Source organism: Lacimicrobium alkaliphilum (assembly GCF_001466725.1).
Lineage (GTDB): Bacteria > Pseudomonadota > Gammaproteobacteria > Enterobacterales > Alteromonadaceae > Lacimicrobium > Lacimicrobium alkaliphilum_B.
Map to the genome: position 1 here is coordinate 3,276,219 of NZ_CP013650.1, position 19,928 is coordinate 3,296,146.

The 19,928-nt window shown below is 51.5% G+C and carries 18 protein-coding genes; 9 read left to right on the forward strand and 9 right to left on the reverse strand.

Annotation, left to right across the window (positions count from 1 at the left end; all coding sequences use genetic code 11):
* Position 1 precedes the first annotated feature (1 nt).
* The 7 genes from AT746_RS14845 (at position 2) to AT746_RS14870 (ending at position 8,214) form a co-directional block, all read left to right on the forward strand.
* Complete coding sequence (locus AT746_RS14845; RefSeq protein WP_062481696.1) at positions 2–766, forward strand: thiazole synthase; 765 nt, start codon at positions 2–4, stop codon at positions 764–766.
* Complete coding sequence (gene thiH, locus AT746_RS14850; protein WP_062481699.1) at positions 763–1,875, forward strand: 2-iminoacetate synthase ThiH; 1,113 nt, start codon at positions 763–765, stop codon at positions 1,873–1,875. Before AT746_RS14845 ends, thiH begins: the two co-directional genes overlap by 4 nt.
* A 138-nt stretch (positions 1,876–2,013) precedes the next feature.
* Positions 2,014–2,739 (forward strand): ABC transporter ATP-binding protein, encoded by a 726-nt coding sequence (locus tag AT746_RS14855; protein WP_062481701.1) that lies wholly within the window; start codon positions 2,014–2,016, stop codon positions 2,737–2,739.
* 6 nt (positions 2,740–2,745) lie between these two features.
* Positions 2,746–5,109: an ABC transporter permease gene (locus AT746_RS14860; protein WP_062481704.1), complete on the forward strand. Its 2,364-nt coding sequence runs from the start codon at positions 2,746–2,748 to the stop codon at positions 5,107–5,109.
* A 3-nt stretch (positions 5,110–5,112) separates the two neighbouring features.
* Entirely contained in the window at positions 5,113–6,333 is a 1,221-nt protein-coding gene (locus AT746_RS14865) for an efflux RND transporter periplasmic adaptor subunit (RefSeq protein WP_062481705.1), read from the forward strand.
* A 38-nt stretch (positions 6,334–6,371) separates the two neighbouring features.
* Positions 6,372–6,545, forward strand: a complete 174-nt coding sequence (locus AT746_RS19855; protein WP_156413712.1) for a hypothetical protein — start codon at positions 6,372–6,374, stop codon at positions 6,543–6,545.
* A 379-nt stretch (positions 6,546–6,924) separates the two neighbouring features.
* Entirely contained in the window at positions 6,925–8,214 is a 1,290-nt protein-coding gene (locus tag AT746_RS14870; RefSeq protein ID WP_062481707.1) for an NAD(P)/FAD-dependent oxidoreductase, read from the forward strand.
* Between the two features lie 314 nt (positions 8,215–8,528).
* Here AT746_RS14870 and AT746_RS14875 read toward each other — a convergent pair whose 3' ends face one another.
* A complete protein-coding gene (locus tag AT746_RS14875; protein ID WP_062481709.1) occupies positions 8,529–9,335 on the reverse strand; it encodes a substrate-binding periplasmic protein in 807 nt (268 codons plus the stop codon).
* Positions 9,336–9,495: 160 nt separating this feature from the next.
* Here AT746_RS14875 and AT746_RS14880 point away from each other — a divergent pair, with 160 nt between their 5' ends.
* On the forward strand, positions 9,496–9,933 hold the full coding sequence (locus AT746_RS14880) for an HPP family protein (protein ID WP_062481711.1): 438 nt from the start codon (positions 9,496–9,498) through the stop codon (positions 9,931–9,933).
* Here the strand turns inward: AT746_RS14880 and AT746_RS14885 are convergent.
* Positions 9,930–10,550 carry a 2-hydroxychromene-2-carboxylate isomerase gene (locus AT746_RS14885; protein WP_062481713.1) on the reverse strand — a complete coding sequence of 207 codons (621 nt, stop codon included), beginning with the start codon at positions 10,548–10,550 and terminating at the stop codon, positions 9,930–9,932. The genes AT746_RS14880 and AT746_RS14885 overlap by 4 nt on opposite strands.
* Positions 10,551–10,807: 257 nt before the next feature.
* On the opposite strand from AT746_RS14885, the gene AT746_RS14890 reads away from it, so the two are divergent.
* Positions 10,808–11,698 (forward strand): substrate-binding periplasmic protein, encoded by an 891-nt coding sequence (locus AT746_RS14890; RefSeq protein ID WP_197414269.1) that lies wholly within the window; start codon positions 10,808–10,810, stop codon positions 11,696–11,698.
* Between the two features lie 67 nt (positions 11,699–11,765).
* Here the strand turns inward: AT746_RS14890 and AT746_RS14895 are convergent, their stop codons facing one another.
* The 7 genes from AT746_RS14895 to AT746_RS14925 all read right to left on the reverse strand — a co-directional run bounded on the left by AT746_RS14895 (position 11,766) and on the right by AT746_RS14925 (position 19,842).
* The gene (locus AT746_RS14895; protein ID WP_062481715.1) at positions 11,766–13,079 is read right to left on the reverse strand and encodes a tetratricopeptide repeat protein; all 1,314 of its coding nucleotides are present in this window, start codon (positions 13,077–13,079) and stop codon (positions 11,766–11,768) included.
* Between the two features lie 9 nt (positions 13,080–13,088).
* A complete protein-coding gene (locus AT746_RS14900) occupies positions 13,089–13,700 on the reverse strand; it encodes an energy transducer TonB (RefSeq protein WP_062484274.1) in 612 nt (203 codons plus the stop codon).
* 73 nt (positions 13,701–13,773) lie between these two features.
* The gene (locus AT746_RS14905; RefSeq protein WP_062481717.1) at positions 13,774–14,178 is read right to left on the reverse strand and encodes an ExbD/TolR family protein; all 405 of its coding nucleotides are present in this window, start codon (positions 14,176–14,178) and stop codon (positions 13,774–13,776) included.
* 136 nt (positions 14,179–14,314) lie between these two features.
* Positions 14,315–14,839 (reverse strand): MotA/TolQ/ExbB proton channel family protein, encoded by a 525-nt coding sequence (locus AT746_RS14910; protein ID WP_062481722.1) that lies wholly within the window; start codon positions 14,837–14,839, stop codon positions 14,315–14,317.
* Positions 14,840–14,843: 4 nt separating this feature from the next.
* Complete coding sequence (locus tag AT746_RS14915) at positions 14,844–16,205, reverse strand: MotA/TolQ/ExbB proton channel family protein (protein ID WP_062481725.1); 1,362 nt, start codon at positions 16,203–16,205, stop codon at positions 14,844–14,846.
* A 12-nt stretch (positions 16,206–16,217) separates the two neighbouring features.
* Positions 16,218–16,985, reverse strand: a complete 768-nt coding sequence (locus AT746_RS14920; protein ID WP_062484275.1) for a DUF3450 domain-containing protein — start codon at positions 16,983–16,985, stop codon at positions 16,218–16,220.
* Between the two features lie 214 nt (positions 16,986–17,199).
* On the reverse strand, positions 17,200–19,842 hold the full coding sequence (locus AT746_RS14925; protein WP_062481729.1) for a TonB-dependent receptor domain-containing protein: 2,643 nt from the start codon (positions 19,840–19,842) through the stop codon (positions 17,200–17,202).
* Between the last annotated feature and the right edge of the window lie 86 nt (positions 19,843–19,928).

Sequence of the window (19,928 nt, forward strand, 5' to 3'; positions counted from 1 at the left end):
CATGCTGCACATCGCCGAACGGAAATTTGCATCCCGGCTGTTAACAGGTACCGGCAAATTCAGCCGCGCCGAAACCATGCTCTATGCCCTTGATGCCAGCGGCACACAACTTGTGACCCTGGCCTTAAAACGACTGGATCTGCAACAGGGACGTGATGAGATTCTCAGGCCCCTGCGCAGTCTGGGGGTGGACTTACTGCCGAATACCTCAGGCGCCAGAACCGCAGAGGAAGCCATTTTCGCCGCCAGACTGGCCCGCGAGGCACTGGGTACAAACTGGCTGAAACTGGAGATCCATCCGGATCAGCGCTATCTGCTGCCCGACCCGCTGGAAACCCTTAAAGCCGCACAACAGCTGGTAAAAGAAGGCTTTGTGGTACTGCCCTATTGTGGTGCCGATCCTGTGCTCTGCCTGCAGTTGCAGGAAGCCGGCTGCGCCGCGGTGATGCCTCTGGGAGCCCCCATAGGCTCTAATCAGGGCCTGCAAAGTAAAGCCTTTTTGCAGATCATCGTGGAGCAGAGCCAGGTGCCGGTGATAGTTGATGCCGGTATCGGCGCGCCGAGTCAGGCCGCTGAAGCCCTGGAAATGGGCGTAGACGGAGTGCTCATTAACACCGCCATCGCCTGCGCCACGGATCCGGTCAGTATGGCCAGGGCGTTTAAACTGGCGGTAGAGGCAGGACGTATGGCTTTCGAAGCGGGCACCGCCGAACCCGGGCAGGCTCAGGCATCCAGTCCCCTTACGACCTTTACGGAGGCACTGTGAGCTTTTTACCTGAATTTGAAAAGCTTGACCGGGAAGAGGTACGCATGCGCCTGTATAGTTGTAATGCAGACGATGTAGAGCGGGTGCTTAACAAAAAACGTCCCGGGCCTGAAGATTTTATGGCGCTGTTGTCACCGGCCGCAGAACCCTATCTGGAGGAGTTGGCGCAGCGTGCTTATACCCTGACCCGACAGCGGTTCGGCCACACCATGCAGTTCTTCGTGCCATTATATCTGTCTAACCTGTGCGCCAATGACTGCAGCTACTGTGGATTCTCCATGAGCAATAAACTCAGGCGCAAAACCCTTACCCCGGATGAGATAGAGCAGGAATGTCTGGCCATCAAAGCCAGGGGTTTTGATTCTGTGCTGTTGGTAACCGGTGAACATGAATCCCGGGTAGGCCTCGATTACTTCTGCAACGCCTTGCCCCTGATCAAGCGTCATTTCAGTTATCTGGCGATGGAAGTGCAGCCCTTAAGCGAACAGGATTATCGCCGGTTGCGCTCACTGGGGCTGGATGCGGTGCTGGTGTATCAGGAAACCTACAATAAAACCAGCTATGCCCGGCACCACTTAAAAGGCAAGAAAACCGACTTTAACTGGCGACTGCAAACCCCTGACAGACTCGGAAAGGCCGGTATCGACAAGATAGGTCTGGGCGCACTGATCGGTCTGGATGACTGGCGTATTGACAGTTTTTTCACCGCCTGCCACCTGCGTTATCTGCAAAAAGCCTACTGGCGAAGCCGCTATTCGCTGTCATTCCCACGTCTGCGCCCCTGCGCCGGTGGTCTGAGTGACATCAGGCCGATGTCGGATAAGCAACTGGTGCAATTGATCTGTGCCTGGAGGATTTTCGACAGCGAGCTGGAATTGAGCTTATCCACCCGTGAATCGCCCTTTCTGCGGGACCATTTACTGCCATTAGGTATCACCAGTATCAGCGCCGGCTCCAGCACCCAGCCGGGAGGTTACGCCAGCGAGAACCCGTCGCTGGAACAGTTTGCCACCGATGATAAAAGATGCGCCGCGACCATGGCAGAGGTGGTCAGAGCCAAAGGCCTGCAACCTGTATGGACAGACTGGCACCCTGGCTTTTGCCGGTAGCGGCGTTAATGTCATAGTCTGTAACAAAGAGGATTATAGCCCCTGGAGAGTCGTCGTTTCGGTAGCCAGGTCCTGTTGGTGACCACAATATACAGGTAATGATATGCTGAGAAGACTCTCTGACCGGGAAAGCCTTGCATGAGTGCACCTCTGGATAAAAATTTACCCGCTTTTCGCACCGACTCACTGAGCAAAGTCTATGGAGAGGGTCCGTCAACGGTGCATGCCTTAAGGGGGGTCAACCTGGAAATTACAGCGGGAAAGCTCGCTGTATTATTAGGTCCGTCGGGCAGCGGAAAATCAACCTTACTCAATATTCTCGGCGGTCTCGATCATCCGTCATCAGGCGAGGTATGGTTTTTTAATCAGAACCTGACTCAAATGGACGATTCCGAACTGACGCAATACCGGAGGCAACATGTCGGTTTCGTGTTTCAGTTTTATAATCTGATGCCCAACCTCACCGCCCGGGAAAACGTTGAGCTGGTCACAGAAATCGCAGATAACCCAATGGAGGCAGAAGAGGCTCTGGCACTGGTCGGGCTGAATCAGAGACTGGATCATTTTCCTGCTCAGCTTTCCGGCGGCGAACAGCAACGTGTCGCCATCGCCCGTGCAGTAGCCAAAAATCCCATGCTGTTATTTTGCGATGAGCCAACAGGTGCGCTCGACAGCGTCACAGGACGTGCGGTGCTGCGTGTACTGCAAGACGTTAATCGCCAACTCGGTACAACGGTCATGATTGTTACCCATGCGGCAGCCACAGCGGCCATGGCAGATCTGGTTTTACACTTTGCAGATGGTAATATTCACAAAGTGGCTCACAATAAAGAGGTCCAGGATGCCGACACCATCGAATGGTAACCAAGCATGTCGGTACTGAATCAAAAAGTTGGCCGCGACCTGTGGCAAGTCAAAGGCCAGGCCATCGCTATCGCCCTGGTGATTGCAGTGGGTGTGATGATGCTGGTGATGATGGAGGGTTTAGTCAGCTCTCTTGCCGACACCAAGCAGGACTATTATCAGCGCTACCGTCTGGCCGATGTCTTTGCACCATTAAAAAGGGCGCCCGGACAGGTGCTCAGACGCATCGCCAACCTGCCTCAGGTGGCAAGTGTTGAAGCACGCATAAACGGTTCAGCACTGGTTGATTTACCCGCCATCGATGTTCCCATTCATGCCCGAACCCTGTCCTTACCATCATTTAACGAACCCAGGCTCAATGCTATTTATCTGGTAAAAGGCCGCCAATTGTCCTCATCGCATAAGGATGAAGTATTGTTGCTGGAAGGCTTTGCCCTGGCCCATGGTCTTGCACCCGGTGATACGCTTTCAGCCACCATACAAGGGGTAAAACGACGCCTGAAAGTGGTCGGTCTGGCTCAGGCGCCGGAGTTTTTGTATACCACCGCCCCGGGAGAACTGGTACCCGATGATGGCCGTTTTGCGGTACTTTGGATGAATCACAAAGCCCTTGAGGCGGCGTATGATATGGAAGGGGCATTCAATGAGGTACTCATCAGCCTGGTCCCCGGCGCCCGTAAAGAAGCCCTTATTCACCGATTGGATCAATTACTGGAGCCCTTTGGCGGACTGGGTGCTTACGATCTGGACGAGCATATATCAAACCGGTTTATAACAGAGGAAATTGCTGGTCTGAAACTATCCAGCCGTATTGTTCCGCCGATATTTTTAGCAGTAGCAGCATTTTTGCTCTACATCGTTGTTGCAAGAATGGTACAGGCACAACGTCCACAAATAGGCTTACTCAAAGCCTTTGGTTATTCCGATGTGGCGGTGGCGATACATTATCTCAAGTTTGTCATGATCATTGCCATTAGTGGTGCTGTGGTGGGGTGCCTCTGGGGAGTCATGGCCGGACGCTCGCTTAGCGGCTTCTATCAGCAATATTACAAGTTTCCCTTTTTGGTATTCAGTATCGAATTCAGCAGCCTGGTTAAAGGGATAAGCGTCAGCGCCCTGACTGCGGTCAGCGGCAGCGTATTGGTGATGAGGCGTATATTAAATCTGGCACCGGCAATCGCAATGAGTCCGCCAGCCCCACCTGATTATAGTAAGAGCCTGAGCTTTGGATCACGGCTGCGAGCCTGGCTTGACCAGCCTACCCGCATGGTGTTGCGCTCAGCACTCCGCCAGCCGCTGCGGCTTGCTATGTCGGTCACGGGGATCGCGCTGGGCATGGCATTGTCTGTTGCCATGTTAAATGTTATGAGCGCCTTTAACAGCACTCTGGATTTAAGCTTTAGTCATATAAACCGCAGTGATGTTATGGTCAGTTTTATCGAACCTCTTGCAGACAACACTCTTTTTTCATTGCAACGTATTGACGGGATATTAACGGTTGAGGGGTTCCGAGAGGTACCGGTTCATTTTCGTCATGGCCGCTCAACGTATCGCGGCAGCATCACTGCTTTAGATTCTGCGCCGCAGCTGTATCGGGCGCTGGATAAGTTAAAGCAACCTATCTATATTCCTGCGCGGGGCATTGTGCTCTCCCGCTCGCTGGCACAGGAGCTCAACGTCAGTCCAGGTGACGAGATTCAGATTGATATTCGCGAGGGAAACCGAGCTGTTCTGAATGTTCCCGTAGTGGCACTGGCTGATACGCTGCTGGGTTCACCTGCATTTATGCAACTGGATAATCTGAACCGTCTTATGCAACAACCCCGTCGCGTGTCAGGGGCTTACCTGAAGATCGACTCAGCCCATAGCAACGCGCTTTACAAACAACTCAAAGCAATGCCTGTCGTCGCCGGAGTCAGTCTGAGTAAAGATAGTCGGGCTGCTTTTGCCAGGGTCATGGACAGTGGCGCCGGGGCCATGCGTTTTGTGATGATAAGCATCGCGGCGGTGATCACCTTTGGGATTATTTACAACAGTGCTCGTATCGCTTTTTCAGAGCGCGCCAGAGATCTTGCGAGCCTGCGTGTACTCGGGCTCACCCGTTCCGAGACAGGCTTTATCCTGCTTGGAGAAATAGCACTGATTACCCTGTTGGCATTGCCTGCAGGGGCATATTTCGGGCATTATTTATCCTTTTTGATTGCGGCGGGTTTTGATACAGACTTATACCGGATTCCGGTCTCGTTTGTACCAGCCAATCATGCCATTGCAGCCATTGCCGTCATACTGGCAACGTTACTCTGTGCGATACTGGTCATGCGCGATATTTGCCGTCTCGATTTGGTTTCTTCACTTAAAATCAGGGAGTAAAGGATGCCACCCACAGGTTCCAGATTCTGGCTCACTACCACTGTGCTGATAGTACTGGTATTGCTGTTAGGTTACGCCCTGTGGCCACAGGCCATACAGGTTGATGTTGCAGAGGCCCGTTTGGAAGCCATGCAACTGACCATTGATGAAGAGGGGCGCACCCGGGTCAGAGATGCCTATATGGTTGCAGCTCCTGTGGCTGGCAGACTGCTCAGGGTGGAAAAGGAACCTGGCGATGCTGTCGTTGCAGATGAGACCATCATCGCCAGATTATTGCCACTGAGTCCGGCGTTGCTGGATATCCGTACCCGGGAGCAAGGTCTGGCGGCAGTTTCCTCAGCACAAGCTGCGATTCGGATGGCCAAAGCCGATTTAAACCGCGCACAGGCCGACAGAGAGCTTGCTGAAGCCGAATCACAACGGACCCAGAAGCTGTTTGACAAGGGATTAAGCACGCAAGCAGAGTTGGATGCAGCAATCCGTACAGCGCGTTCAGCCGCCGCCGCCCTGGATACGGCCAATGCCGCGCTGGCAGTGCGGGAAGCCGAGCTGGATGCGGCCAGGGCCAGATTGATCGATATCCGGGATGCGGATGGTCCGGTGGCAACAGGACAACACCAGAAAGTGATTGAGATACGTGCGCCCGAATCAGGCAAGGTTCTGCAAATTCTGCAAAAAAGTGAGACGACTGTCAGTGCCGGAACGCCCATTATGGAAATAGGCGATACCGACAATGATCTGGAAATTATTGCCGAGTTACTCTCCACCGACGCCGTCAGGGTTTCCCCCGGTGATCCGGTGATCATCGACAACTGGGGCGGCACCAGGGCGATCGATGGAACCGTCAAGCGTGTAGAGCCCTGGGGTTTTACCAAATATTCTGCCCTGGGTGTGGAAGAGCAGCGGGTAAATACCATTATCCGGATAAATGAGAATGCCAGGCAGCATCAGCTTGGCCACGGTTACCGGGTCGAGTGCAGAATTGTGGTCTGGCAGGATCCCAGTGTGCTTACCGTGCCCTCCAGTGCACTGTTTCGCCATAACACGGACTGGGCGGTATTTGTAAAACAGCGAAACAAGGTGACACTAACGGTGGTCAAAGTAGGTCACAACAATGGTATCCGGGCCCAGATACTAACCGGCCTTGAACCCGGCGAAAAGGTAGTACTTTATCCGGGGCCAGAACTACAGGATGGTGCTGCTGTCACCGAGCGTACGGACTAACAAAGCAAAGTGTTAAATCCTTAAACAGGAGATACGTTATGACCAATGAACAGATGATCGTTGCCTTTAAAGATATTGAGAATAAGTTTAAGCGCAATCAGGAAGCCGCCGAAGCAGTCTGGTCGCAGGGCTCGCCTTTTCTGGAACTGGCCAGGCAGCAAGCCACCAGAGTGATGGAGCAGGAACTCGCCGCTGTTATGCAGTCAGAGTAATGTTACCGCAGAGTCACTAAGAGCAAAGAGAAGCACAGTACATCCCTTTAAAACCTCAGCGCTCTTTGCGCCTCAGCGAGATCAACAAATAAAAAGCCAGTGATCTCACAGAGGCGCGGAGGTCGCAGAGGTATTTACCGTTTAAACCTTTAGAACCTCTGTTTTCTTCTTGCCTCCATGGTTCTGGGTAATAGAATCACCTGGAGCCAATTCGGGTTTGGCCCGGCAATACCCTCATTAGTTTTTCTAACCTTAAGATTAGAATATTCCAATCCCTTCAGACAGCGCTTGGGCGTATGATAGAAACTATTGCGTAGCGGCCACTAACCATTAATAACAAAGGTCAGCAAACCCGTTTTTTTATAAAATCGGAGTAATTATGGAACATATCCTGATTGTCGGTGGGGGTGCCGGAGGGCTTGAACTGGCCACAAAACTAGGCCACAAGCTGGGGAAAAAAGATAAGGCACAGGTTACCCTGGTAGATAAAAATACCAGCCATATCTGGAAGCCACTGCTACATGAAGTGGCAAGCGGGTCGCTTGATACCAGCACTGATGGCGTGATTTACAGTGCCCATGCTGCCCGCCACGGCTACCAGTTTCAGCACGGCGAGTTTATCGATCTGGACACCGGGAACAAACAACTCACTCTGGCAGCCATTCGTGATGATAATAATGAACTGCTGGTCGCAGAGCGGAAGCTCGGCTACGACACTTTAGTACTGGCTATTGGCAGCGTGTCCAATGATTTCAACACGCCCGGCGTCAGTGAACATTGCTATTTCCTTGATTCTGCCGGGCAGGCGATGCGTTTTCATCGTGCGCTGATGAATAATTTTGTACGTATCAATCAGCTCCCTGACAACAGGGAACTGAATATCGCCATCGTCGGAGGCGGTGCTACCGGGGTGGAACTGGCGGCTGAGCTCTATCATGTGGCCACACTGGCCAAACGTTATGGCATGTCACAGATGAACGCCAGCAAGCTCAGAATTCATCTGTTAGAGGCAGGGCCCGGCATACTGCCCGCCCTGCCGACGCGGATCTCTGATGCAGTCCGCAAAGAGCTCAAAGCATTAGGTGTACAGGTACTGGAGAATACCCGGGTCAGTGCCGCCAACAGCAAAGGCTTTGAAACCGCAGAGAACGGCTTTATTGCCGCAGATATGATGGTCTGGGCGGCCGGGGTAAAAATCCCGGATTACATTAAAGAACTGAACATCTTTGAACTCAATCGTATGCAACAGATTCTGGTCACCCCGCAGTTAACCGCCAAAGGCACGCCAGATATTTATGTAATAGGCGACTGTTGCGGCTTTGAACAGCGCGATGGAAGCTGGGTGCCGCCAAGAGCACAGTCGGCTCATCAGATGGCCTCCGTTGTGGCGACAAATATTCTGCGCAGTCGTGCGAACAAACCTCTGAAAAGATTCGTCTACAAAGATCATGGCTCACTGGTTAACCTCAGCCGCTACAGCACAGTAGGGAATCTGATGGGAAACCTGACCGGTAACAGCATGTTTATCGAGGGGCGTATCGCGCGATTTGTGTATATGTCGTTGTACCGCATGCACCAGATAGCCATTCACGGCTGGTTTAAAGGGATGTTGCTGATGATGGTGGAAAAGATCAATCGTGCGGTAAGACCGAAGTTAAAACTGCATTAACAAAGAAAGTTATCAGCCCTCAGTTATCAGGGGGCAGTTAAGCACGTAATAGGAACTTAACCACAGAGGCACGGAGAACACAGAGGTTTAGAACTTTCTTATCATCTCTGTGCGCTCTGTGATCTGTGGTGAAATTAGCTTTTGGTAGCTGCGAGATCTTAAGCTTTTATCCGTTTGATCTCGCTGAGGTACAAAGGCGCAGAGATGTTGAAGCCCTTTCAATCCTCTGCACCCTCCGAGCCTCTGCGGTGAATATTAAGTTGTTCCCGGATTCCGCTTCGCTGCATCCGGGCTACAACTATGCCCTGGCAGGCCTAATTGGTCGGATACAAGGCGTGTTCGATAACCGGGTACTGACTGATCATCTCTCGGTAGCGCTCTGAGTATTTCAGTTGGTTTAAGGCTTCCTGAAGCTTGTCTTCCACCCATTTTGGAGTCGAGCGACTTAACCCCATATATTGGTGAGATTCCTGCAGGATATATACAATTTCGTATTTATCCAGATCTTCACCGATATGATCCAGGTACCAGAACGCAGAGATATCGTCATAGGCAATGGCATTGAGATGGTTACGCTTGAGCATTTCAACAATCTTCTTGGGAGAGTCTTCACTGACAATATTACGCACCGCAAAACCTTCCTCTATCAGCAATTGCTCTCCCACATCCTGACTCACGGTTCCGATCACCAGGCCGGCCAGTTCCTCAACGGATTCGGCTTTAAATTCCATATTCCGTTTGGCAATCACTACCACGCGAGTCGGTACTAAAGGGCCAATCCAGCGGAATAATGGATCCCGATGTTCAGTGTGGATCAGGGTGAACAGCATCGTATCAGGGCGCAACAATCCCTGTTGATAGGCACTGGACCAGGGCAGAACCTGCATATCAGTGCGGTTCTGCGATGAGCCGGTGGCGGCAAGGATGTGTTCCACCACATCAACAGTGAACCCCTTGATCTGTTCGTCTTCAACGTAATTGAACGGCGCAAAGTTTTCAGTTAACAGCGTCAGTTTTGGCAAGGGTTTGTCATCAACAACATCAACTTCATCGGCATAAGTTGGCATCAAAGCAATGGCAGTCATCAGACTGGTGAATAACAAAGCAATTCGGTAGCACATAATGGACTCACAATGCAGATGTTAATTAATTGTTAGTGTAGCAAAGCCCTCAGAAATACAAGCTTTAATTTGCGCTGGTGTTGATCCAGCACAATGCTGAACTCTCTCAGATGGACTAGGCTTGGTGCACTGGTAAAGACAATTACAGAGGAGACTGGCAATGCGGGTAAAAGATATTATGACTACTGACCTGCATACGCTGGATGAGTCGGCCACGCTGCGGGACGCTCACAGTATGAGTCGCGAATACGGTATCAGACATATTCCGGTACTGGATTCAAAGAGCGGCAAATTGCGTGGCGTGGTCACGCAAAAGGCGTTGATTTCTAAGGTTATGAAACTGGCAAAGATCTATGGTGAATCGGAATTAGCCGAACAGGAAAAAGCGGTACCCATTGAGGAAGTCGCTGTTGTTGACTGTGACACCATAAGCGCTGATCATCCACTGCTGGATATGGCTGAGTATTTTCTTGCACACAAGCATGGCTGTTTGCCTGTTGTCGACGAACAGGGTGCACTTCAAGGTATTATTACCTCTTCGGATTTCGTTAAACTGGCAATCAGATTACTCAAACACCAGGCCGCACCGGAGTTCTAGGCCGTACCGGTTTGCCTGCAGCAGTCAGACTGAAATTGGGGCCAGTCCAATGCCATAGACAATCTGTCCAGACCACAGAATGGCTCCTGCTGCACCTGAAAGAAAGGCGCATCGAATATACCAAGCCGGATAGCCTGCTGGTTTTGCAGGTGTAACCTGGCCTTTGCCTCCATAGAGTTGGCCTGCTCAATAACCGTCAGTGGATCCTGGCCTGCGATGGCAACACAATCAGCTATGACCTTTTCATCGGCAATATTTCTGTCTTGTGCATAAGCGGCATGAAATACCGCTCTGACAAAAACCGGTAGCCAGCTCTGTTGCTGATACCAGCACAGAATGCGTGTCGCCAGTCTGGCCCCGTTCGGGTAACGGGATGGCTTTATAAAAATAAGTTCATATTGCTTGCACAGCCTGTGCATATCATGCCAGATGTATGAGAGTCTGGCGTTGTTCTGCTCATCCAGACCCCGCTCATGACTCTGAGATCTGATCATCGGCCCGAGCATAAAACCGCGCCAGTTCACCTGCAAGTCCTTGTGCCGGGCTGCCTCTTCGATCATCATGGCAACGGGGTAACAATAGGGGCTGGAAAAGTCGAACCAGAAATCAATTTCCATCAGCTAATTCCTTATCGGACAGAGAATAGCTGACAGTTTGCAGAATTATCCGCCGACAATAAATGGCAGATCTGATACCCACTGAACAGTGCCCATACCTAATCTTTACCAACGTAAATAACTATCTGAAAACTCGCCCTTTTTCCGCAGTGTTCTATACTGTTAGCTGAGCTGGCTTTGTGCTGGTTCGTTGCGCGGTCACAATAACCGGATGATGAGTTTTGCAGAAGTTTATGTGTTTTTTCGGGCCCTGCGTTTTGCTTTTTTGCACGTCGCTGTTCGCCTCACCTCATCTGTTGGTGGAATATCAATATCAGAATAACAATTATGAGGTGCAGGGAATTCGCACAGATCGCGGCTACCTGTTTGCCGATGACAGCACAGATAAAACGGTGATTATTTCAACCCTCAACTGGCAGCCGTATATAGGAGAGAACCTCTGTAAGCAGGGCTGGGTGCAACAGCTGACTGTGGCATTGCTGCACAGCCAGGGCTATGCAGTACATTCTCAGTTTCGTCCCTGGGCCCGAGCCGTACAGGAGGCTGAATCCGGCGACTCAGATATACTCTATCCCGAATACTTTATCGAACAGCGCGCACCATCCGATATCTACCCCGGCACCGCCCGGCTTAAACACCTGGCCTTGTCGGATCCCTTTCCCGGCGGCAGTATCGCCCTGATCAAACGCAAAGGCGAAGCGGATAAGTTTAATGGTGAGCTGAAAAACCTTAAGGGAGAGCATATCGGTGTGGTGCGAGGGTATCAGAATACCCCGGAGTTTGATGAGCTGATGGACCAGGGATATTTTAAGACTATGCAAGCCACCCATGACTTACAGCTGGCCAGGATGTTGCTGGCCGGGCGGGTTGAACTGATCATCGGCGACCCTAAAGTCATTTTTTATAATATCAGCCAGGCAAACTCTTCCTCACCGGAGTTTACTTCCGACGTCAGCAAGCTGGAAGTTGTCGAGCCGGCATTGCAGTACAATCACCTGTATTACGCCATCAGCCGCAAAAGGGAAAACTGGCAGCAACTGCTCAGTGATATCAATACGGCTCTGGCGCATTTCACCGAAAACAACGAATTACAAAATATTGTTGATAAAACAGTCCGTTACTGTGGATATGGGAATACCACTGACTGACCGGTATAAAAAAGCCACTCCTGAGAGTGGCCAATCTGACGGGAATAGGTATCTGCCGGAAACCAGGTCAGGAAGAAAATTCTTCCTGCAGTTGCTCGTAACTGACTTTTTCAGCCTGTACATAACGCCCCCACTGCTGAGCCATGCGTCTGGAGCTGTCATACTCCTCTGCTTTGGCCAGTTGATTGAGGGAATCGTTAAAGCGCTTTTGATTAAAGTAGGCCATACCTATAACCAGGTGAGACATGCCAGGGTTGCGCAGTTCACCTTTATCCAGCGCTCTCTGGGCTGCAGCAATAGCCTTATCCCACTGCTCCATATTCAGATACAACTGAGCGAGTTGCGCATCCAGCTCACCATCACTGGAAAGCTCGGCAGCTGAAATCATTACCGGTATGGCTTTTTCATGCTCTTTGGCCAGTGACCAGCAGTTAGCGAGGAACTTAAGATTGCGCAGGTTGCGCTCCAGAGTCCCATCCGCCATAGCCTGTTCCATTAATCTGGCCCCCTTCACCGGCGCCTGGTGGTAGTAATATAGCTGGGCAAGATTAAAAATATCCGCGCTGCTGGTGATATAGTCCTGCTGATAAGCCGATTCGAGGATCGCCAACTGTTTTTTCTCTTCACCCAGTTCGCCGTACATGCCTGCCAGTTGCACCCAGTATTTGTCCTGATTATAGTGCCGGACCATTTTTACCAGTACATCACGGACTTTTTCGGGCTGCTTGAGCTCGTAATACACCGCCCGTTGCAGTACATACCAACTCTCTTCGGGTACCTTACCCTCTGCCTCAACCATCTCCACTGCCTGGTTGATATACCTTGATGCCCGTTCAAAATCCTTCATCTGGTACATGGCCTGTGCCTTGATCAGATAATTTTTTGCCGGGATCTCTCCGGGATTCAGGGCTTCCCAACGTTCCAGAAAACTCAGGGTTTTATCATAGTTGCCCTGCATCATATGCAGTTGCGCTAATGAAAACAGCGTACTGAGTTCAAAAGATTCGGGAATGGGTTGCTGTTCAACCACCTGCTCGAAGGCAGCGATGGCGTCATCGTACTTCTCATCGTTGTAGTAAATAAAACCAAAGAAGTTATACATCATCGCCAGCTCATAGCTGTTCATGGAGCTGCTGCGGTCTTTGACCGAGTTCAGCGCCTCGATGGCCTCGGCAGTTTTATCCTCATCGGCCAGCGTCTGTGCCCGGGCAAGCTGTTCGTATACTTTTGCCCTGAGCGCAGGAGTACGGCGGGTTTTGCGTTCCTCACCCGATTCCTGAGCCTGCACCAAAGAGACTGGCAGTAATGCGGGCAGGCTATAGACAGTAGAGCCCAGCAGAGCCACAGCAATAATCCGGCCTAACGATTTTCTGACTAACATACTGCCCCCTTACCCATCTATCTGGAACGTAATGCGGTTCTGTACGCCGGACACTTCCGCTGCCTCACCGTTCACTACTCTTGGCTTGTATTTAAACTTAAGCGCGGCATCCATGGCAGCCTGCTCGAAGATCCCTTCCGGATTGGCTTCTACCACAAAGGGATCTTTCACCGAACCCTGCTTACTGACAGTAAATTCAACAATCACATAGCCTTCGATACCACGCTGTAAGGCGCGACGGGGATAAACCGGTGCCACTTTTACAATCGGCAGGTATTCACCGTCTCCCCCTTCCAGAGCAAGACCGCCACTGATGGCCATATCGCCACCCACATCGGCACTAAAGTCCATGCCAGCACCGCCTTCTGAATCAGGACTGGGTGAGTCCATCTGCGGCTGCTCCATCTGCGGTGGCGGCTCCTCGGGTTTAGGTGGCTTCTTCGGCTTGCGATCTTTCTTTTCCACCGTTTCTTCTTCTTTCACCCGTACAAAATCCAGCACACTGCCCTGAGCCGGTTCGGTCAGGGCACTGCCGCCCATCTGAATCAGCGACTGCATCAGAAAAAACAGCCCTAATGTCACGGCGCTGGCCAGTACCAGCGCGATCAGCAACCTTGGAATATTCATGCCGCTGCAGACCCTTGTAGTAATTTACTGATAAACATCATTCACTCTCCGCTTAAGGGCTGCCGGATCACTCCCGGGCAGCGATGGATACGTCATAAACGCCAGCGGCCCGTGAGGCATCCATAACTTTGATTAGGGTCTCGGTGGTGGCTTTCTTATCGGCCTGAATCACCACGCTGCCTTGCGGATTCTCAGCGTACAAACGCTCGATATTGGCCTGCACGGCACGCTCATCGATACGACGCTTATTGATCCATATTTCGTTGGTGTCACTGATGGCCACCAGAATATTGGCACGGTCTTTTTTCACCGCCGTGGCTGCTTCAGGGCGGTTTACATCAATACCTGATTCCTTTACGAAAGAGGCGGTAACAATAAAGAAGATCAACATGATGAAGACCACGTCCAGCATGGGAGTCAGGTCGATATTCGCTTCTTCTTCATCTACCAGGTTCTGAAAATGCTGTTTCATAAATTTCTCTTAGTCTGTAGGTCGGACTTTCGTCCAACAAATCTGTTGAATCCCGGAGCCATTTTCCTTTGGGTCGGGATTTATCCCGACGTATTTGCCAGCCTAACGCTAAACAGTCGGACTAAAGTCCGGCCTACTAATGTTCCATCGCCATGGCGTCTTCGATATGGGTTTTCTCGGTCTTGCCGATACGTGCCAGCCAGGTCGAGGCAAATACCCCGGATAGCGCCCCGACCATTCCCGCCATAGTGGGAATGGTGGCCTTGGACACGCCGGACGCCATAGAGCGCGCATTGCCTGAACCGGAAATAGCCATCACGTCAAATACCTCGATCATGCCGGTCACCGTGCCCATCAGACCAAGCAACGGGCACAGCGCCACCAGCGCCTGAATAATCGGCACACTGACATTGAGTTTCAGCATCACCCTGGAAATCTGCGCCTGACGGATCTGCTCGGCAAACCAGGAGGATTTATCCTGACGGGCATTCCAGCTGGCTATGGTTTGCTGTTTAAGCTGCTTGTGCCAGATAAAGAAGTACAGTGCACGCTCCAGAATCAGCATCCACATCACGAAGATCAGTACCCCGATGACCAGCAAGACCTGGCCCCCGGTTTCGGTGAAATCGCGAATCGCTTCAAAAAACTCAGCAAAGAACATGAACTTAACCTCGCTCGGCGCGTTCTGCTATGACACCGGAAGCCTGTTCCTGAAGGATATAAACAATGTTCTTACTACGGGTATTGAGCATGGCGTACAGCAGTGTCATCGGAATCGCCACCACCAGACCCAGTACCGTGGTCATCAGCGCCGTAGAAATACCACCGGCCATCAGTTTCGGGTCACCGGTACCAAACAGAGTAATAGCCTGGAAGGTATTGATCATACCGGTTACTGTACCCAGCAGTCCCATCAGTGGTGCCACCACAGAGATGATCTTGATAATGGTCAGATTACGGCCCAGCTTTGGCACTTCCCCCAGAATGGCTTCTGTGAGTTTCAGTTCCAGGGTTTCGGTATCCACGTCCGGGAACTCTTCACGCACTTTCAGCACACGTCCCAGCGGATTATTACTGTTAGCCTGTTTGGCTTTCAGTTGCTTATTTACCTTTGTGCGCACCAGCGTCAGGCTAATCAGTCGCTCCAGCGCTAACAACAGACCAATAGCCCCGACTACCAGGATGATGTAGCCGACGATTCCGCCCTGCTCAATCCGCTCCTTAAAGTTAGGCGCCTGTACCAGTAATCCGAGAATAGAGCCGCCGGTAGGGTCCAGGCCGAACTGCACCAGCTCACCGCTGGATTGCTGTAATTCTTCGGCGCTCTCGCCATAACGACCTGCAGGCTGACGCACCAGCTCGGCAACGGTACCGGTAGAAGGGTTCATATCCAGATATTTACCATCGGATACCAGGGCGAATGACCCCACGCGTACCACTTCTTTATTGACCTTTTCACCACCGGCTTCCACCACATCGGTAGTAAATTTAGTGACTTTGCCTGATTCAGTCATTTCCCGCTGTACTTCAAACCAGACCCGCTCTATCTCATCAATCGAAGCCAGTTTGGAGCTTTTCCCCATGGACTGAGCCAGTTCATCCAGAAATGTGGCGCGGCCCTGAATTTGTGCCGAAATCACCGAGTTCTGAAATTTACCTTTGGTATCACCCGCGACCTGCTGCAACACACCGAACAGCTCTTTCAGTGATCCCAGACGGGTCGTCAGTGCTTCATCCATATCTGCCAGCTTGAATTCATTTTCCTGAAACTGACGTTCCAGTTCTTCACTGGTTTGCAGGGCCCGATTGCGGCGCTGAGTCGCATCGTTAAGCATCTGATCCTGCTCGGAAACCTTTGCGGCAAATTCCTGCTCACGGCGCTGATTATCTTTATTCTGGATAATCTGACCCTGTTCAAGTTGCCTGAGCAATTGATCCAGATCCAGCGCTTTGTCACTGTCCTGGGCGAAGGCACTGGTCGCGACAAAAGAGGCGACCAACGTAAATGTCTTTAGTATGGATTTCATCAGTCTTCTCTCTTAGTCGGTCAGGGCTACGGGCATCATTAACAGATCAGGGGCCAGCTGTTTTTTGGCCATTCTCAGGCCCTTGGTCACCTGAGTGCGATAATCAGCCGGTAACTCCTCCCACTGACGGGTCTGTTTGTTCCATACACCCTGCTTACTGGCATCCCGGGTCTGATAAATCAGTGCGGTGCGGCCAATACGTAAGAAGTCCACGTCCCTTTCCTGACCATCGACGGTATGCAGGCCACTGTATGCCTCGATGGTGCGGCCATAATCCATCTCTACCTGATAGGCTTCCATTACACGGCGAAACTTCTCCGAGGGTGCCACATCGGCCCGGTCCATCAGATTCTGTAAATCGGCCAGTCGTCTGGCGCGCTCTTCGGGCAAAAAGGGCATGTCTAGTTCGATAAACTGAGCCAGACCTTCGATCATGCGCATCATCAGCGGCGTAATCTGCCGCTCAATCACACTGACTTCATCGATAGAGGCATTCAGATCGGCCATTTCCTGTTCCTGATTGGCAATCTGTTTACGCAGCTGGCGGTTATATACTTCCAGGCCGTCAATCTCCTTATTGAGCACCTTGAATTGCTGCAATTTGCTGTCTATCTGGTCAGTCATCCTGTTGATCTTCTGTTGTGACTGCGCCGCCGATTCATTGATCTTCGCCGCTTCTTCGACAACAGGTTCAAGATACTCGTCCTCCTGTGCCAATACCGGACCGGCAAGCAGGTAAAGGGCGCATAGCACCGCTGGAAGTCTTGTCAAAAGCCTCATACTGTCCCCAATATCAAAAATGATCAGTGGGATACTGATCGTGGAATTCGCGCACAGCATAGGGGTTATCTGTGACAGTTTTATTACGCTTTGATGACGGACAGATTAAGGCTGACTAAAGGCCATGAAGAAGAATTGACTGAGAGTCATCTCTGGTAAGCTGATGGCAGGATAGATGGGGGCGAAAAACGCCCCCATTGTTATGACAGGTCTCTTAGAACTCTCTTTTATAAGACAAGCTGAACTCGATACCCTGAGATTCCGAGCGGATAAGGTTGTCGGAAAAAGTGATTTCCTTTTTCTCATCCAGCAGGTTTTTGACTTTAAAGCTGATGGTAGAGTTAAAGTCAGGGTAATAGGTATACACCACATCCAGCGAGTGAAATGGCTTCTCATAGGAATCATCACGACCTTCGATGCCCGGAATAATAATCCGCTCACCGAACACGTTATAGACTACTGATGCGGAATGCTCACCGCTGTCAGAGTCAAAGCCCAGCTGCAGGTTCAGCACATACTCAGAGTGACCGGTCAGGCGACGCTCAGTATTGGTGATGGCCGCAGACACCCCGGTTTGCTCGACAATGGCCTGAGTATCCAGCTGAATTTCCGAGTCACTCAGGGTCAGGTTACCGGCGGTGTAGAAATTACGGCCAAAGTCACCGAGGAAATCCAGACCTTTGAGAAACTCCAGTTCCACCCCGCAGACCTCACCCGTCTCAGCGTTGGCAATCCGCACCAGAGGTGGACCATCCTGAGCGGGAGACTGCACAGTTTCAATCGGGTTTTCCATGTCTTTGTAGAACAGCGCCACAGACAGGTTGTCACCATTATCCACATACCATTCCCAGCGCAGGTCATAGTTTTTAATGTCTGTCGTTTCCAGACCTGGCGTACCGCCGACCGGGAACAGCGTCAGCGGATCCAGATAGGTGGTAGGTGCCAGTTCCCGCAGATCCGGACGTACTACAGTTTCACCGTAACTGAAACGCAACTGCATCTCATCATCCATAATGTAGGTAAGTGCCAGCGCCGGATAGAGGTTGTCTTCCTGGAAAGCCAGGCTGGCCAGATCCTCGGGGGTGGCACTTGTGGGCAGATCGATAGTCCCATCGGCCGGATCCAGTGGCACCACAGCCTGACGAAAATCCTCCCAGCGCACACCACCGCTGATGCGCCACTTATTATCGAAGAACATGTCCGCTTCAAAATAATAGGCGTCCACTTTTTGCGCCGATACATAGTCATCGCCCGCAATAGTCGTATCCCGCAGTATTGAATCACGCAGCGGTGCATTCAGAATCACATCATCATTGAGAATATCTGCAAAACGGTGGCCCTGCAGCACGCTGGAGTCCATAAAGGCCCGCGCATTGACGTCAAAACGGCGGTTACTGGCGGTACGGGTCTTGTCGATAAAATCGGCACCGGCTTTAAGGGTAATATCCCACTTATCCAGCATTAATGGATAATTCAGATTCCAGCCGTAGTTTTCTACCTTATCATCCAGATCCTGGAAGCTGTAACGGGAGGCCGTTGTGGCGTTATTGAGAATGCTCTCATTAACCCGGTCAAAGACACCATCTTCATTATGATCCGTTATGATAAAACGGGTCTGAACATTACCCGGGGCATAACGGCTGGAACGGGAATCAGAGTATTTCCAGTCAAAACCAAGGAAGTTCCACTGAGTAAAGGTATGCATACCCTTGATCTGATTGGCCACCATGCGCCGCTCTTCATAGGTCACATCGTATTCGCGTATACGCTGATCAGAGCCGAAGTTAATGTTGTTACTGTTCCCCAGCTTTTCCCGTAATTCATCATTGGTATCGTTGAGGATTACTGTGGTCAGATCGACTCTGTGGTTGCGGTTGTAATCCACACCCAGTGCCAGCATCCCAGACCATTTTACGTTATGCTCTGTCGACTCCACATCATCCCAGCCGCGCACCAGGGTGGCCGTACCATCCTGGTTCTGACGGTAGTCTTCACCGAGGAACTGGTCGCTAACCTGCCATTCATTGTCGTAGCCCACAGTGCCAAGAAAACCAATGCGAAAATCATCAATATCAGTACTGTCACCAAAGGCCAGGTTGAAGCCAAAATCCGGGTCAACTGACTTAAGCTCGGTATCGTATTCACGATTTAAATCCAGTGCCAGCTGGCGGTTCGCATCTGTACTGACGTCATTCAACGAGGTGCGGCTGTCCCACAGCGCCTGGATTGCGGCCGGGGCTGCGCGAGTGCCATCATCCTTGCCCTTCCAGCTGCTGCCGCCATCGTACTGCCAGGCATCATCAAAATTATCCGTGTTACCACCAACACTGACACTGGCATTAAAGACCGTATCGGTAGGAATACTCTTCAACCGGATATCTACGCTACCGCCACCAAAAGCGGCTGGCATCGAGGGGGAAAAGGATTTTTGTACTGAAAGACTTTCAATAATATCCGAGGGAAATAAGTCCAGCGGAATAACAGTACGGGTCGGATCCGGGCTCGGCACCGAGGCACCATTGAGTAAAGTACTGGAATAACGCTCACCTAAGCCACGAACATAGATAAACTTACCATCTACCAGGGTCAGTCCCGTAATACGGCGCAGGGCACCGGCCGCATCGCTGTCACCGGTACGGGCGATTTGTTCCGCGCCCATAATATCGGCCACAAAAGCCTGATCCTTACGCTCCTGCATCACTGCGGTGGCACTGCCCTTCAGGCGGGTGCCTGTGGCCACCACTTCTTCAATCAACTGATCTTCATCATCGCTTTGTGCCAGAACCGGCTGAGCGCTCAATCCAGCCAGTATGGCCGCACTCAGGCTGGCGAGGGGAAACCTAATCGCACGCTTCATATGTGTAACCTCTTGTGCATTTGGACTTAAGGCGGCTCGCAGCCGCCTTGATTCGCATGACTTGTAGGTCGGGCTTCAGCCCGACA